This is a genomic window from Streptomyces sp. A 4/2, from assembly GCF_940670765.1.
Taxonomy (GTDB): domain Bacteria; phylum Actinomycetota; class Actinomycetes; order Streptomycetales; family Streptomycetaceae; genus Streptomyces.
Genome location: NZ_CALNVW010000018.1, coordinates 19,110 through 33,155 on the forward strand (window position 1 = coordinate 19,110; position 14,046 = coordinate 33,155).

The 14,046-nt window shown below is 68.1% G+C and carries 15 protein-coding genes; 8 read left to right on the forward strand and 7 right to left on the reverse strand.

Annotation, left to right across the window (positions count from 1 at the left end; all coding sequences use genetic code 11):
• The first annotated feature begins 289 nt into the window (after positions 1–289).
• Both NBY69_RS12485 and NBY69_RS12490 read left to right on the forward strand, forming a co-directional pair.
• The gene (locus NBY69_RS12485; protein WP_250300894.1) at positions 290–1,441 is read left to right on the forward strand and encodes a hypothetical protein; all 1,152 of its coding nucleotides are present in this window, start codon (positions 290–292) and stop codon (positions 1,439–1,441) included.
• A 95-nt stretch (positions 1,442–1,536) separates the two neighbouring features.
• On the forward strand, positions 1,537–1,986 hold the full coding sequence (locus NBY69_RS12490; protein WP_250300895.1) for a hypothetical protein: 450 nt from the start codon (positions 1,537–1,539) through the stop codon (positions 1,984–1,986).
• Positions 1,987–2,056: 70 nt separating this feature from the next.
• Here NBY69_RS12490 and NBY69_RS12495 read toward each other — a convergent pair whose 3' ends face one another.
• Positions 2,057–2,560 (reverse strand): RICIN domain-containing protein, encoded by a 504-nt coding sequence (locus tag NBY69_RS12495; protein WP_250300896.1) that lies wholly within the window; start codon positions 2,558–2,560, stop codon positions 2,057–2,059.
• A gap of 52 nt (positions 2,561–2,612) precedes the next feature.
• Between NBY69_RS12495 and NBY69_RS12500 the strand changes: the two genes are divergently transcribed.
• Entirely contained in the window at positions 2,613–3,068 is a 456-nt protein-coding gene (locus NBY69_RS12500; protein ID WP_250300897.1) for a DUF3515 family protein, read from the forward strand.
• A gap of 119 nt (positions 3,069–3,187) precedes the next feature.
• Here NBY69_RS12500 and NBY69_RS12505 read toward each other — a convergent pair whose 3' ends face one another.
• Positions 3,188–3,532 carry a helix-turn-helix transcriptional regulator gene (locus NBY69_RS12505; protein WP_250300898.1) on the reverse strand — a complete coding sequence of 115 codons (345 nt, stop codon included), beginning with the start codon at positions 3,530–3,532 and terminating at the stop codon, positions 3,188–3,190.
• A gap of 586 nt (positions 3,533–4,118) precedes the next feature.
• On the opposite strand from NBY69_RS12505, the gene NBY69_RS12510 reads away from it, so the two are divergent.
• Together NBY69_RS12510 and NBY69_RS12515 are read left to right on the forward strand one after the other, a co-directional pair.
• Positions 4,119–5,216 carry a DUF1996 domain-containing protein gene (locus NBY69_RS12510; RefSeq protein WP_250300899.1) on the forward strand — a complete coding sequence of 366 codons (1,098 nt, stop codon included), beginning with the start codon at positions 4,119–4,121 and terminating at the stop codon, positions 5,214–5,216.
• 174 nt (positions 5,217–5,390) lie between these two features.
• The gene (locus NBY69_RS12515) at positions 5,391–7,148 is read left to right on the forward strand and encodes a discoidin domain-containing protein (RefSeq protein WP_250300900.1); all 1,758 of its coding nucleotides are present in this window, start codon (positions 5,391–5,393) and stop codon (positions 7,146–7,148) included.
• Between the two features lie 263 nt (positions 7,149–7,411).
• On the opposite strand, the gene NBY69_RS12520 is transcribed toward NBY69_RS12515, so the two are convergent.
• On the reverse strand, positions 7,412–8,470 hold the full coding sequence (locus NBY69_RS12520; RefSeq protein WP_250300901.1) for a LacI family DNA-binding transcriptional regulator: 1,059 nt from the start codon (positions 8,468–8,470) through the stop codon (positions 7,412–7,414).
• A 244-nt stretch (positions 8,471–8,714) separates the two neighbouring features.
• On the reverse strand, positions 8,715–9,767 hold the full coding sequence (locus NBY69_RS12525) for a hypothetical protein (RefSeq protein ID WP_250300902.1): 1,053 nt from the start codon (positions 9,765–9,767) through the stop codon (positions 8,715–8,717).
• Between NBY69_RS12525 and NBY69_RS12530 the strand changes: the two genes are divergently transcribed.
• Positions 9,762–10,067, forward strand: coding sequence for a hypothetical protein (locus NBY69_RS12530; RefSeq protein WP_250300903.1), 306 nt, complete (start codon positions 9,762–9,764; stop codon positions 10,065–10,067). The two genes, NBY69_RS12525 and NBY69_RS12530, sit on opposite strands and share 6 nt — an antisense overlap.
• Before the next feature lie 204 nt (positions 10,068–10,271).
• On the forward strand, positions 10,272–10,982 hold the full coding sequence (locus NBY69_RS12535) for a class F sortase (RefSeq protein ID WP_250300904.1): 711 nt from the start codon (positions 10,272–10,274) through the stop codon (positions 10,980–10,982).
• A 198-nt stretch (positions 10,983–11,180) separates the two neighbouring features.
• Here the strand turns inward: NBY69_RS12535 and NBY69_RS12540 are convergent, their stop codons facing one another.
• Genes NBY69_RS12540 through NBY69_RS12550 form a run of 3 tightly spaced genes read right to left on the reverse strand, consistent with a single transcriptional unit; the run spans position 11,181 to position 13,197 of the window.
• On the reverse strand, positions 11,181–12,059 hold the full coding sequence (locus tag NBY69_RS12540) for a transporter substrate-binding domain-containing protein (protein WP_250300905.1): 879 nt from the start codon (positions 12,057–12,059) through the stop codon (positions 11,181–11,183).
• A complete protein-coding gene (locus tag NBY69_RS12545) occupies positions 12,056–12,793 on the reverse strand; it encodes a hypothetical protein (protein ID WP_250300906.1) in 738 nt (245 codons plus the stop codon). Before NBY69_RS12545 ends, NBY69_RS12540 begins: the two co-directional genes overlap by 4 nt.
• The gene (locus NBY69_RS12550) at positions 12,793–13,197 is read right to left on the reverse strand and encodes a hypothetical protein (RefSeq protein ID WP_250300907.1); all 405 of its coding nucleotides are present in this window, start codon (positions 13,195–13,197) and stop codon (positions 12,793–12,795) included. The genes NBY69_RS12545 and NBY69_RS12550 overlap by 1 nt, the downstream gene beginning before the upstream one ends.
• A 243-nt stretch (positions 13,198–13,440) precedes the next feature.
• On the opposite strand from NBY69_RS12550, the gene NBY69_RS12555 reads away from it, so the two are divergent.
• Positions 13,441–14,016, forward strand: coding sequence for a YciI family protein (locus NBY69_RS12555; protein WP_250300908.1), 576 nt, complete (start codon positions 13,441–13,443; stop codon positions 14,014–14,016).
• The last annotated feature ends 30 nt before the right edge of the window (positions 14,017–14,046 follow it).

Genomic DNA, 14,046 nt, shown 5'->3' on the forward strand with positions numbered 1-14,046 from the left:
AGGGCCGTCACACCTGTCGCGGGCGCGTCGTCCAGCTGTGTCCGATCCACGCGACGCTTTTCTCGCCACAGTGGCCGCCCGGTGCGACCGGGGCGGAAGCAGCGATCAGCGTCATCCCCAGCCTGCTGGTCCCCCTCACTGCGCCAGGCGCTTCCGTGGCATAAGGCTGCGCTGTATAGGGAGAGTTGACTGTTCGCGCAAGTGGTCCATTGGACACTGTTGTACTGGTGTTGCTCCTCGTTATGTTCATGGTCTCAGCCAAAGACCAAACGGGGGAGCAGTATTTTTCATGCGCCATGTACCACGTGCCCTTGCCGCGGCAGTGATCCCACTGGCCGTAATAGCGAGCAGCGCCGCCGATGCAAACGCTACTCCGAGCATCTCCAGTGCTCCCTCAGCTGCGTTCGTCCTGAACACCGAGACCGGGAAGTTCAACGGCGCCACCGAGACTGGACCGCAGGAACGCGACGGGTTGTCCGCCTCGGTGCCTTCCCTGCAGGTCCTTTCCCGGCCGGGGACGGGGGCGGTGCTGGCAGGTATGACGCTCGCTTCCTCTCCGACGAAGCAGGAGCGGGCCGCATGGGCCGCGAACTCGCACTTCGTGGATCTGTCCTGGCCTGACCTGGGCGGTGCTTACGAGGTGTACAAGAACGACAGGCTGGTCGCTGCCACAGCTGGGCACAGCATGAGGGATACGCATGTGAAGCCGGGCTCGGTCATCGATTACCAGATCACTGGGAAGACCGGCACTTGGGGTCTGACGGTCACGGTGCCGAAGGGTTCCGATACGGAGACGCTCGAGGCCACCGCTGCCCAGGCCGAGACGCAAGCGAAGAAGTACACGAAGACGGCCGTCGTCTGGCGTTCCTTCATCCGGCAGAAGTGGGCGTACGTCCCTGGCAAGTACAAGAAACTGTCCGGCTGTACGTACGCAAGCGGATACAAGTACGCGGGCGATAACCGCGGTTTCAGCAGCAAGGTCGACGGCCCCTCATACCGCGCCAAATTGAAGGGCGTTGTGTACTGGACGAAGTCTTCGTACGACCTGTTTCCCAGTACGGGCAAGAGCCGCGTCTACTCCACCAAGACAGGCAAGCTCGTGGCGACCAAACATGCCAGCGCCAAGAAGATCGACTTCCGCACCAAAACGAGGTTCGACGGCAAGACCCGTGCGGTGCACGCCGACATCGAAGCCACCGACCCGTTCTGCAAGTACGGCGGCATCGGCGCCTTCTACGACGCCCGGCTTGCCCGCAACGGTGACTTCTACGTCTCGGGCAAGTACAAGCAGGCCCCCGACAACGAGATGTACATCTACGGCTACACCAGCGGCACGAAGCACAGCACCAAGACAGTGCACCGTTCGAAAATGGGCTCCATCAAGTGCCTGTACAAGGGTGCATGCGAGCTGGGTACGCTCAGCAACAATGGCGGCTACTGAGCCCCCACGAATACCGCACTGTGGTGCTGGTGGGACACTGACAGGGAGCGGGCGGTGAACCTGCCGACCCCTCCCGAAGCACAAGGGGGAAGCCCGTGATCACACCGTGGCGCCGAGCCGTGGCCTATGCGGCAACCGTCACTCTGGCCTCGCTGGCCGTTCAGGCGGTCGTGGGCTTCCTCATGCTCATCGCATCCGGGCACACCTTCGGCGACCTGGCTGATTTCTATGGCGCTGATGCGCTTCTCTTTGCGCTCTGTGCTGTCATCACGCTGAGCGTCGCCCGCCTGTGGCTGCCGGCGCTCTCTCAGTGGCGTACCGCCGTCCTCGATGCCACCGTGTACACCGTGGTGCTGCTGGTGGTGTCCGTCGCCACCTCTCTTGGCGACGGCTTCGGTGAAGCAGTCGACTACGGCTTCATCACGCTGACCCTCGGCCTGTTCACCCTCCAGATCCCCGCTGCGCTCGCCGCCTGTGCACTCTCGTACGGACGTCTTGTGCCAGTTGCCAAAATTGACAGGGCATCGATGAACGCGGCGAAGTAGGCCGGCCTCAACTGCAAGAGGTTCCACCGGGTAGCACCCGGTGGAACCTCCCGCTGCTGTCCTGTTGGGGTTACTTGGTTCCCCACTCCTGCTTGATGCGCTTGCTGTTGCTGCTACCACGCGTGGTGATGGTCAGCTTCCGGCCACTCTTGCTGGTCTCGGCAGTAAGGGCCTTCCCCGACGGCTTGCTGATGATCGTGCTGCCGCTCAGAACCCACTTCTGGTTCTTGGAAGAGCCGTTGCAGCTGTACTGCTTGACGACCGTGCCGGACTTGGTGGAAGCAACCCCGGCACACTTGCCCGACTTCTTGTTCTTCATCGTGTACAGACCCTTGCTGCCCTTCAGAGTCCACCGCTGCTCCGACCCCTTGCCGCACCCCCGCAGCACCAGTACCGAGCCGCTCGTGGAAATGCACTGGTCCTTTCCCTTGGGAGTGCCCCATACCTTGGCGAGGCGGACGTTGGTGTAGCTTCCGGTAGTCCTGGCCTCTCCAGCGATGGCCGGTGCGGCACCGGCCGTCAGTACGGCGGTGGCTGCCCCGGCGAGAACGAGCATGCGGGCTGTCTTGTTCATGAAAGGTTCCCCCTCTGTGGTGCGTGTTTCTCGGACGCGAATGGTCATCTCTGTGACAGCGGTCAGCGCCCTGGTCATTGGTGCGCTGGCGGTGCGTGAGTGGAGCTTGCCCGAGTACGACGTCGCAGCCGCGCCCGGCGGGGGGTCACCCGCCTGTGAGCAGGCTTCTCACCGCTATCCGCACCGGCTTGCCGGGCAGGAGCTGACGTTCACCGGCCGCCCGGGGGTTGCCGTATGGGGAGACAGCGCAGTGGTGCTGCGCTGTGGCCTCAAACCGCCGGCCCCGACCGTTGACGCCTGTGTGAGCGTCAACGGCGTGGACTGGGTCTTCCGGGACGGGCAAAGCGTCGGCGGCAAGAAGGTGATCGTCACCTACGGGCGCAACCCCGCTGTGGAAGCAGTGATCTCCGATCACGTCGCCGCCATCGACGGCGTCCTGGTCGACCTGAGCAAGATGGTCAAGCCGATCAAGAAGTATTCGAAGTGCCTCGGCCCCGATGACGTCTGACTCCCGCCCCCTATGGTGAACGTCATCCCGGGCGCCCCGGAGCAACGAACATAGAGGTAGTGACTACCCGTCCGCGACGTCCCAAAGGGCACTGCCCCAAAGGACAGCTCCCCTTCTGGTCAAGCGGTACTGGGCTCCCGTGCACTGGTGCGAAGCTTCTGGTGGCGCGTGCAATACGGGTCGGCGCACAGCAGATCATGGGCAACAACGGAGAGCACAGCGGCCTGCAAGCGCGACTGCTGCCCCAGCTTCTCCACGATCCGCGCGATGTGCGCCTTCACTGTGCGCTCCGCGATACCCAACTCCCTTGCCAGATCTCGGTTGCCCAGTCCTGACCCCAGGAGGAGGAGAACCTCCTTCTCCCTGCCTGTGAGTCTCTCCAGTCTCCAGCCCCCGCGCGCCGGGTCTTCCCCGATACGACGGTAAGGGCAGGTCATGTCCCCCGTAGCGGACCGTTCGGTCATGGCGGTCCTTCCTGACCGCTGCCTTTCCCGGCAGGGCCCCGTGCCCCGGGGTCGGCGACGATCAAGTCCCAACCTAACGTCCGGCACTGACAGTTGCTCTCCAATTGCGGGGTTGACCCCCTGGGTGAGGCGTGTCCAGGCAAGGCGGACAGAACATCCCCTCGGGAGCGGCGTACGAGAGCAGTCAACCGATAACGCCGGCGGGAGTGTGCCGGGCATCCTGGCTTGCGCGTCGCCGCACCGCCTGAGGGCGGCCCGGAGCTGCGGATGTGGCACGGCGGCGAAAAAATAGGTCTCACCGTCCGACCGGACCGGCGCCCGGGGGCGCCGCGTTCAGCCGACGGCCCCAATCGGCCCCTGACGTCGGACGCGCCGCCTTCACCCGCTGAACGCCCCAGTGTTGCCAGGGCAGTTCGGGGGGGACGGGCCGTCCCTCCTGCCGTTAACGAGCTATTGACACGGTCTTGTCAGGAGCGGAACACTCCGAATCCGGGAGAGCGCTCTCCCGGCTCCAGTTCCGCTCTCTCATCCCTCTCGTTCCGCGCCCTCGCCCCCACATCCCGCTCTGACGCAGGAGGAGGTCTCCATGCCACGGAGATCGAGAACGCTCACCGGACTGCTTCTGTTCACCTCGCTGGCGCTGACCACGGTCGGCATCGGCGGTGTCGCCATGACGGCGAACGCTTCCACCGGGGCGCCCGCCCCGCACGCTGTGCACGCCGCGACCGGCATGGCTGGAATGCCTGGAATGGGGGTGTCCACCAAGGCGTCCGGCGACGACCCGGACGGGGACGGCTACATCATGGCCGACCCGCCGGTGACCGGCGTCGTGCCGTCGACGGACGATCCGCCGCACCGGTACTTCCACGAGTTCCAGGCGAAGTGCTCCCCGAACCACACCGCACCCGACGACCCGATCGTCTTCCCCGGTCAGCCCGGCAAGTCCCACGACCACACCTTCATGGGCAACACCGGCACGGACGCGAACACCACCACGGCCTCACTCGATCAGGGCGACACCACGTGTCTGGCACCCGGTGACAAGTCGGCGTACTGGATGCCGAGCCTCTACAACGGGACCGAGAAGATCCTCCCCGTCGGCCCGCAGACGATCTACTACAAGTCGGGGGTCACCGACTACACCAGTGTCCGGCCGTTCCCCAAGGGGCTGCGGTTCCTCGTCGGCAACCCCATGCAGACCGAGGACGAGTTCAAGAACCTCAAGGGCACGGTCGAGGGCTGGGAGTGCGGGACGCAGTACCACAACTTCGACTTCCCGGTGAGCTGCCCGGACACCGAGGACACGCAGCTCAACATCCGGCTACAGGCGCCCAGTTGCTGGGACGGGATCCACCTGGACACCCCGGACCACAAGAGCCACATGGCGTACCCGGTGGCCTCGGGCAACAACTACAACGGCTGCCCGGCGGACCACCCGGTCGCGCTGCCGATGATCGAGTTCAAGATGGCCTGGCCCGTCAACGGGGACATGTCGCAGGTGAAGCTGGCCAGCGGAGCCGGTTTCTCGTTCCACTACGACTTCTTCGACGGGTGGGACGCGGCCACGCTCCAGGCCCTGGTCACGCACTGCGTCAACGGCGGTCTGCAGTGCGACGCGCGGGGCTACGACGAGACCAACCCGGACGCGGGCGCCGCACTCGACGAGAACTACGAACTCCCTTAGCCAGAACGGGTATTGGCCGCAGCGGCCAACCCGGCCGCCGCGGCCGACCCACCCCTTTTCCCCGAGCCTCCCCCCACTCCACGCACCGACCACCAGAGGCCATCGGACGGTCATCGGACGGCCACCAGAGGGGGCCGTCGGACGGCCGTCGGACGGCCGCAGAAGGAGAGCACCATGCCCCATCCCCCCACCCGCACGGCGAGACGCGCCGTCGCACCGTTCGCCGCAGCGGCCCTGCTCACCGGCGCCCTGATCGCCCTCCAGGCACCCTCGGCGCACGCGGCCGGGAGCGTAGTGAAGGTGACCGGCTCGCAGGGCGACTGGTCGCTGACGGTGGACGGTGCGCCGTACACGGTCAAAGGCCTGACCTGGGGCCCGTCCGTCAACGACGCGGCCAAGGACATGCCCGACGTGGCGTCCATGGGCGTCAACACCGTCCGCACCTGGGGTACGGACGCGACGAGCAAGCCGCTGTTCGACGCGGCTGCGGCCAACGGCGTCAAGGTCATCGCCGGTTTCTGGCTCCAGCCGGGCGGCGGTCCGGGCAGCGGCGGCTGCGTCAACTACCTGACCGACACCACGTACAAGAACGACATGCTCGCCGAGTTCCCGAAGTGGGTGGACACCTACAAGGACAACCCGGGCGTACTGATGTGGAACGTCGGCAACGAGTCGACGCTCGGCCTCCAGAACTGTTACAGCGGCGACGAGTTGGAGGCCCAGCGCAACGCCTACACCAGCTTCGTCAACGACATCGCGAAGAGGATCCACCAGGTCGATCCCGACCACCCGGTCACCTCGACCGACGCGTGGACGGGCGCCTGGCCCTACTACAAGCGGAATGCCCCCGACCTCGACCTCTACGCGGTGAACGCGTACAACGCGGTCTGCAACGTCAAGTCGGACTGGGAGCAGGGCGGTTACGACAAGCCGTACATCGTGACCGAGACCGGCCCGGCGGGCGAGTGGGAGGTGCCCGACGACGCGAACGGTGTCCCCGACGAGCCCACCGATGTGCAGAAGGCCGCGGGCTACACCAAGGCGTGGGACTGCGTCACCGGTCACCGGGGGGTCGCGCTCGGCGCCACGATGTTCCACTACGGCACCGAGGACGACTTCGGCGGCGTCTGGTTCAACCTGGTGCCCGACGGCCAGAAGCGGCTGTCGTACTACGCGGTGAAGAAGGCGTACGGGGGCAACACCTCGGGCGACAACACCCCGCCGGTGATCACGGACATGACCGTCGCCGACGCCACCAGCGGTGTCGCCGCCGGCAGTGACGTACGGATCAGCACGAGGACCACCGACCCGGACGGTGACCGGATCACGTACCAGGTGCTCTTCAGCAGTAACTACATCGACCAGGACAAGGGGCTCGTCCCGGTCGGCAGCACGGACAACGGCGACGGCACGCTCACCGCGAAGGCGCCCGACAAGGTGGGGGTCTACAAGGTCTACGTGAAGGCCACGGACGGCCGGGGCAACGTCGGCATCGAGACCAGGTCGCTGCGGGTGGTGGCGCCGAAGCCGAACGGTACGAACGTGGCCCTGGGCAGGAGCGCCACCGCTTCGTCCTTCCAGACCGACCCGACGGGCGGCTGCCCGTGCGGTCCGGCCAACGCCGTGGACGGTAAGTTCGACACCCGCTGGGCCAGTGACTGGAGCGACCCGCAGTGGCTCCAGGTCGACCTGGGGACCCGCACCACCTTCACGCACGTGCAGTTGGCCTGGGAGCCGGCGTACGCCAAGGGGTACGAGATCCAGACCTCGGACGACGGCACGAACTGGACCACGGTCACGTCCGTGACGGACGGCAACGGCAACATCGACGACCTCGACGTGAACGGCACGGGCCGGTACGTCCGGATGCTGGGGACCGCGCGGGGCACCGGCTACGGGTACTCGCTGTACGAATTCGGCATCTACAGCTGAGCTGGACGCTTCCGCCGGACCGGCAGCCCCGCACCGCCCGTCGCGGGCGGGCGGGGGAGTGGGTGGGCAGGCGGAAGCGTCCGAAGACCGTGCCCGTCAGAGGGGTACGGGCACGACGGCGCCGGCTCCCGGACCTGACTCCGGGGGCCGGCGCCTTGCCGTGCCCGTACGCGACTGGTCGTGCTGTCGTCCCCCTGCTTGCTCTCCTGCTTGCCCTCCGACTTGTTTCCCCGCTTGTTCTCCTGCGGCGGTACTCACGCCAGTCAGGCCGATTCCCGTACCACCAGCCGGGGTTGGAAGACCACCGACGTGACCTCCCGGCCCGGGTGCTCGATGCGTTCCTGGAGCAGCCGGGCCATCTCCGCCGCCATTTCCTCGACCGGCTGCCGCACGGTGGTCAGCGGGGGGCGGCAGGCCGCCGCCACCGAGCTGTCGTCGAAGCCGACCACGGCGACGTCGGCGGGGACCTGCCTGCCGTGCTCCCGCAGTACCTGGCACGCGCCCTGCGCCATCAGGTCGTTGGCCGCGAACACCCCGTCGAGGTCCGGGTGTTCGGCCAGCAGCCGGGCCATCGCCTCGGCCCCGCTGTGCAGCGTGAAGCCGCCCTCGGCGACCGGTACGGACGGGTGGCCCTGCCGGGACATGGACTCCTGGAACCCGGCCAGCCGCTGGCGTCCGGCGGGCACGTCCTGGGGGCCCGCGATCGTCACCGGCCGCCGGCAGCCGCGGGCCAGCAGATGGTCGGCGGCCAGTGCGGCCCCGTCCTGGTGGGCGAGGTCCACGTAGCTGATCGGTACGGCCTCGGCGGGCCGTGCGAACAGGACGGCGGGCAGTCCGGCCGCCGCGATCATCCCGGGCAGCGGGTCCTCGGCATGGGTGGACACGATCAGCGCTCCGTCGGCGCTGCCCTGCCGCAGGTAGCTGACGACCTGGGCACGGGCGGCGGAGGTCTCGGCGAACATCAGCACGGGGTGCATGGAGCGCGGCCTCAGGTATCCGACCACCCCGGCGGCCACCCGCCCGAAGAACGGATCGGCGAACACGCCCGAGGCGAAGGCGTTCTGCTCCTCCTCCGAGGCGTCCCCGGCCCCCGACACCACGAGCGCGATGGTCTCGGCGCGCCGGGTCACCAGGGACCGGGCGGCTCTGTTCGGCGTGTACCCGGTCGCGGCCACGGCGTCGCGGACGGCCTGCTGGATCGCGGGGTCGACGTTGCGGATGCCGTTGACGACGCGGGAGACGGTCGCACGGGAGACCCCCGCCGCACGCGCCACGTCTTCCAGGGTCGGCATGGCGGACGGGGCCGCGGACTCTCTGCTCATGGACGCACACTGTAGTTGGGGCGGGGTGGAGAGCGCTCTCCGGTGGGCCCGTCGGTACGCCCCGACGCGGCCGGTTCCGTGCCTCTGCCCCCCGGGGCGGCAGCGGGTCGGGTTCGGCGATCGGGTGCGGGTCGCGGGCGGTCCGACGGGCCGTCACTACCGCAAGGTGCCGCCATGAGTGGGGAGCGACGTACCGTCCAACGAGTGAATATCCAGGGGTTCGACACCCGTTGAGCCCACGTCGTCACTCGGATGCCCCGGTCTCCGATGGTGGGGCGTCAGATTCCGGCTGATGGTGATGACGGCGCCACTGTGAATCGATGAGCCGACGAAGTGTCAGCCTTCGCAGTCGCGTCGGAAGGAACCATTTCTCATGCGCACTGCCCGTATTACCCGCACTTTCCTCGCCTCGGCCGCTGTCACCGCGGCCCTGGCCATCACCACCCCCGCCGCGTACGCCATGTCCTTGTCCGCAGTCCCGGCCATCGGCGCCGGCTCTTCCGTCAGCGGCGACCACCACGACAACAACGGTGACGACCACGGCCGGGGTGACGACCACGGGCGCGGCGACGACCACGGTCGTGGTGACGACGACCACGGCCGTCCGCACGGTGGGATGCACACGGGTGGTGGCGCTCTCGCCATGACCACGGGTGACAACCAGGGGCAGGACGGCGGTACGGACAAGGGTGACGAGGGCCAGGCGGACCGCGGTGACCACGGCCGCGGCGACGACCACGGCCGGGGTGACCACGGGCGTGGCGACCACGACCACGGTCGTCCGCACGGTGGGATGCACACGGGTGGTGGCGCTCTCGCCATGACGATGGGTGACGACGGGCGTGGCGACGACCACGGTCGCGGTGACGACCACGGTCGGGACGATGACCACGGGCGTCGTCCGCACGGTGGCATGCACACCGGTGGTGGCGCTCTCGCCATGACGATGGGTGACGACGGGCGTGGCGACGACCACGGTCGCGGTGACGACCACGGTCGGGACGATGACCACGGGCGTCGTCCGCACGGTGGCATGCACACGGGTGGTGGCGCCCTCGCCATGACGATGGGTGACGACGGGCGTGGCGACGACCACGGTCGGGACGATGACCACGGTCGTGGTGACGACGACCACGGCCGTCCGCACGGTGGGATGCACACGGGTGGTGGCGCTCTCGCCATGACGATGGGTGACGACGGTCGGGGTGACGACCACGGCCGTGGCGACGACCACGGGCGCGGCGACGACCACGGTCGTGGTGACGACGACCACGGCCGTCCGCACGGTGGGATGCACACCGGCGGTGGCGCCCTCGCCATGAACACGGCGCTGACCACGGGCGACGACGGCGGTTCGGCCGCCGGCATGGACCGCGACGGCTCCTGGAAGGGTGACGACCACGGGCGTGACGACGACCACGGCCGGGATGACGACCACGGGCGTCGTCCGCACGGTGGCATGCACACCGGTGGCGGTGGCACCGCAGTGACCAACGGCAGCCTGGCCGCCGGTTCGGTGCTGCTGCTCGGCGGTCTCGGCGCGGGCGTGTACATGGTGCGCCGTCGCCGTAACGTCTCCGGCTTCTCGGCGGCCTGACCAGCGGCACCACCCGCAGCACCCCTAGCACCCCGTAGTACCCCGTAGTACCCCGTAGGACCTGGTGCGCGCGTGTGAGCGCACCAGGTCGGTAGACCCAGCGCCGACGAGGCCACCGCCCACCAGGGCGGTGGCCGCGGCGGTCACCAACACCCCGTATCTGTGCGCACGTTGCTGCCCCACCGGTTTCGAAAGGCACCACCCATGGCCGCCGAGAAGACTCCCTCGCCCCACCCGGATCCCTCGCACCACCAGCCTCAGACGTCACCGAAGAAGCGAGCGCCGCTGCACCGCGCGCTGCTGTGGCCCGCCGTGGCCGTGGCGGCGGGTGGGCTGCTGCTCTTCAACTCCCTCGGTACCCCGGCCGACGACGCCAAGTCGCTGCCCCGGCCCGCGGCTGCCGTGTCGGCCGCGCCCCCGACGGCGACCCCCACCGCGGTGGCCCCGCTGCCACCCTCCGACCCGACGCGGCTCTCGATCCCGGCCATCGCCGTCAACGCGCCCTTCACGCCACTGGACATCGGCGAGTCCGGTGCGCTGAACCCGCCGCCCGTCGACAACACCAACATGGTCGGCTGGTACCGGGGCGGCGCCACCCCCGGCGAGCGCGGCGCGGCGATCGTCGCGGGCCACGTCGACACCAAGACCGGCCCGGCCGTGTTCCTGCTGCTCCGCGACCTGAAGCCGGGGAGCTACGTGAACGTCACCCGGCAGGACGGGACCGTCGCCAGCTTCAAGGTCGACTCGGTCGAGACCTTCAGCAAGGCGGACTTCCCGAACGACCGCGTCTACGGCGACACCCCCGACGCCCAGCTGCGGGTGATCACCTGCGGTGGCGCGTACGACAGAGGTGCCCAGGACTACGAGGACAACGTCGTGGTCTTCGCCCACCTCGACTCGGTGAAGCAGAAGTAGCCGTAAGTACCCGTAAGTACCCGTAAGTATCTGCTGTTCAGGGGGCCATGGACAGGCCGGGTGTCCGCTTGTAGTGCGCGTGGGCGGACACCCGGCCGCTGTATCGGGGCGGGCGCGGTGTTCAGCGCCCTGAGAGGCCGACTGCCGCCTGGTTGGTGGAGCGCAGCGGCAGGAAGACTGCCCCCGGCCTGGACCGGCCTACACCCCGTCCCGGCACGAGTACGTGTCGATCTGGGCGTCGGTGGGCTTGAAATCGACCTCCCAGTTCGGTTCGGCGGCGATGGCGGTGGCGTCCGGCAGCTCGGTCTTGAAGTCCTGTGACCAGCCGGTCGAGTTCACGTACTTCTTGAGGGCGTCCTTGATCTTGTTGCACGCTCCGCGATGCCCTCGGGGAATTCCGACGCCGTAGTACTGGGCGTCTCCGACCGTCACCGATTTGACGACCTCCAGGTCGCGGTGGACGTGGGTGAACCCGTAGAGCAGCAGCTGGTCGGTGGAGACGGCGTCGACGCGTCCGCTCTCCAGTTCCTCGATGCACTGCTTGGCCGTGGGTTTCGACATCGCGTTCACACCCGGCACACCCTGCTTCAGCGTCTCGTAGGAGGTGGTGCCCTGCCAGGCGCAGACCGGCCTGCCCTTGAAGTAGTCGGCCCGCTTGATCGGTGGGCCGCCCTTCTTCACGAGGAAGCCCTGGTAGGTAATGGCGTACGGTCCGGCGAAGTCGTGCGCGGGCAGACCGTTGCTGCCCTTCAGACGCTCGTTGTTGATCGAGTACGTGGCAACGACGAGGTCGACCGTGGGGTGCTTCTCGTCCAGATCCGTCTGACGGTCCTCCGACGGCACGCTCTTGAAGTCGGGCTTCTTGCCGAGCGCGTCGGCCGCCACCTGGGCAACCTTGATGTCGAATCCGGAGCGGGGCGGATAGTCGCCCATGAAGCCCGTGCCCGGCTGGTCGCTCTTCACCCCGATCTCCACGGAGTCCCCCGTGGGCCATGAATCCGACCCGCATCCGGAGACGGCCGCCAGGGTGACCAGCGCGCTTCCCGTCAGGGCGGCAGCGAACAGTTTCCGTTTCACAGCAGCCACCAATCCTCGTCGTGCAGTACGGCTGACTCGATCTGGAGGTACGTCAGGCAGCCCTTCTTCGAATCGATCACCGCCTTCAACCCGATGTGGTCCCGGGCGCCGTGCAGGTCGATGTCGCCGGTCCCGCCGTTCTTCAGCGTGATCGCCTCCGCGTCCAGCTGGGTGCCGTCCACGACGGGTGCCAGCGAGACGGTCGTCTCCGCGTGGCACATGGAGGTGCTGGACCGGTCGGGCAGCATGACGTGTATGCGTACGTGGGAACGCGGCGCGGCCGAGTCGATGTCCACCTCGGTGCGGCCCCCGTCGGCCAGTGGCCGCGTGTTCCGGACCTGCGCGGTCGAGGCGAGCTCGCCGTGGGCGGCCAGCAGCATGTACTGGCCCGCCGCGAGTGCGGCGCTGACGACGGTGATGGCGATCAGCCAGATGAATGAGGCGGGCCTCTTGCCCGCCCCGTTGCAGGCGGACCAGAGGCAGACCCCGCCGGCGATCGCGCACAGCACCAACATCACGATGTACAGGCCGTGTTGACTCGCCGACGCCTTGGGCATCATCACCGTACCGAGCACGACCCCGGCCACCACCGCTACCAGCGCGACGGCCTGTGCCCAGGGCCCGCCGAACCTGATGTACTGGCGGCCGGACCCGGTGTGGATGGCGTTGTTCCCGCCTTCCGGATCGACGCTCGTACGGTGCTGAGCGCGGTGGTCCTCCCCGTCGTCCGCCATCAGTTGAACGTCACGTTCTGGTCGCCCGAACCGGTGTGTACGGCGTTCTTCCCGCCGTTCAGCGTGATCTCCGTACGGTGGCCCAGGGCCTCCAGCTCGCGGGTGACGACGGCCAGATCCTCCGGCGGCAGCACCTGTGTCAGTGCGGCGGCCAGCCGCAACGAGCGCGTGCTCTCGCCGGGCTCTCCGTCTGGCCCGCCTGGCTCTCCGACTGGCTCTCCGCCCGGCTCTGCGTCCGGTTCGCCGTCCAGGGCCCGTGCCAGGCGCGGATCGACGGCACGGCCGCGCCGGGTCAGTACCCCCACGACCCGCCCACCGATCTCCGACCAGGGCACCCGGCTGATGAGCCCGGCCAGCGCGTTGACTCCCGCCGTGACGGCGACGGCTCCGAGATCCTCACTCAATGTCAACTCCCCTCAAATCGCCGACAAGTGGCGTCATCGTAGATCTGAAGAGTCGCCCCACGTCCGAAGTACTTCTGATCGGTGCGGGGTTGGAACGCGGTCCGGACAGTTCGGTGTCCGAAGCATGCCCGTGTCGACCGCCGCACCTTTCGATATCGGCCCTGCTCACGGGCAGGGACGGGGATTCTCCAACGCTGGGCAGCCGCTCCCGCACCCCGGTGATCGGTGGTGGAAACTGTGGGCATGGAGTTCTTCTGCTACCACCGCGACCGCTCCGCCTCACTCGCGCTGCGTCATGAACTGCTGGAGGAGCACTGGTCGTACATGGACCAGTACGACGCGGAGATGATCGCCCGTGGTCCGACCCTCACCAGCGACCGCGAAGTGCCCACCGGCAGCCTGCACATCGTCGACCTGCCGGATGTCGCCGCCGCCCGTGCGTTCGCCTTCGACGAGCCCGGTTACCAGGCGGGCGTGTACCGCGATGTGATGCTGCGCCGGTGGCGCAATCTGCTCGGCCGAACCATGTGGGACTTCCCCGGCGGACGCACCGAGGGTAACCGGTACCTGGTGATGGGTCTCGGCGCGAGCGAGCCCGCCGATGTCGTCAGCCTCGCTGACCTCGCTGACCTCGATGTGCCGCTGGATCAGGACGAGTTGATCGCGTACGGGCCGCTGCTGTCCGACGACGGTGCCACCTGGCTCGGTACGGCGGCGCTGGTACGGGCCCCGGACCGGGACCGGGCGCGGGCCGTCCTGCCTGCGGACCGGTACGCCCACATCGAGGTGCACGACTGGCAGTTCGGCGGCCGTTCGTGACGGACTGAGGGGGTACGGGGGCAGGGGGGG

Coding starts and splice junctions, on each gene's coding strand:
- NBY69_RS12520 (WP_250300901.1), bottom strand. CDS start 8,470: ATGAGCAGAGAGTCCGCGGCCCCGTCCGCCATGCCGACCCTGGAAGAC.
- NBY69_RS12495 (WP_250300896.1), bottom strand. CDS start 2,560: ATGAACAAGACAGCCCGCATGCTCGTTCTCGCCGGGGCAGCCACCGCC.
- NBY69_RS12505 (WP_250300898.1), bottom strand. CDS start 3,532: ATGACCGAACGGTCCGCTACGGGGGACATGACCTGCCCTTACCGTCGT.
- NBY69_RS12485 (WP_250300894.1), top strand. CDS start 290: ATGCGCCATGTACCACGTGCCCTTGCCGCGGCAGTGATCCCACTGGCC.
- NBY69_RS12555 (WP_250300908.1), top strand. CDS start 13,441: ATGGAGTTCTTCTGCTACCACCGCGACCGCTCCGCCTCACTCGCGCTG.
- NBY69_RS12515 (WP_250300900.1), top strand. CDS start 5,391: ATGCCCCATCCCCCCACCCGCACGGCGAGACGCGCCGTCGCACCGTTC.
- NBY69_RS12535 (WP_250300904.1), top strand. CDS start 10,272: ATGGCCGCCGAGAAGACTCCCTCGCCCCACCCGGATCCCTCGCACCAC.
- NBY69_RS12530 (WP_250300903.1), top strand. CDS start 9,762: ATGCACACCGGCGGTGGCGCCCTCGCCATGAACACGGCGCTGACCACG.
- NBY69_RS12510 (WP_250300899.1), top strand. CDS start 4,119: ATGCCACGGAGATCGAGAACGCTCACCGGACTGCTTCTGTTCACCTCG.
- NBY69_RS12545 (WP_250300906.1), bottom strand. CDS start 12,793: ATGGCGGACGACGGGGAGGACCACCGCGCTCAGCACCGTACGAGCGTC.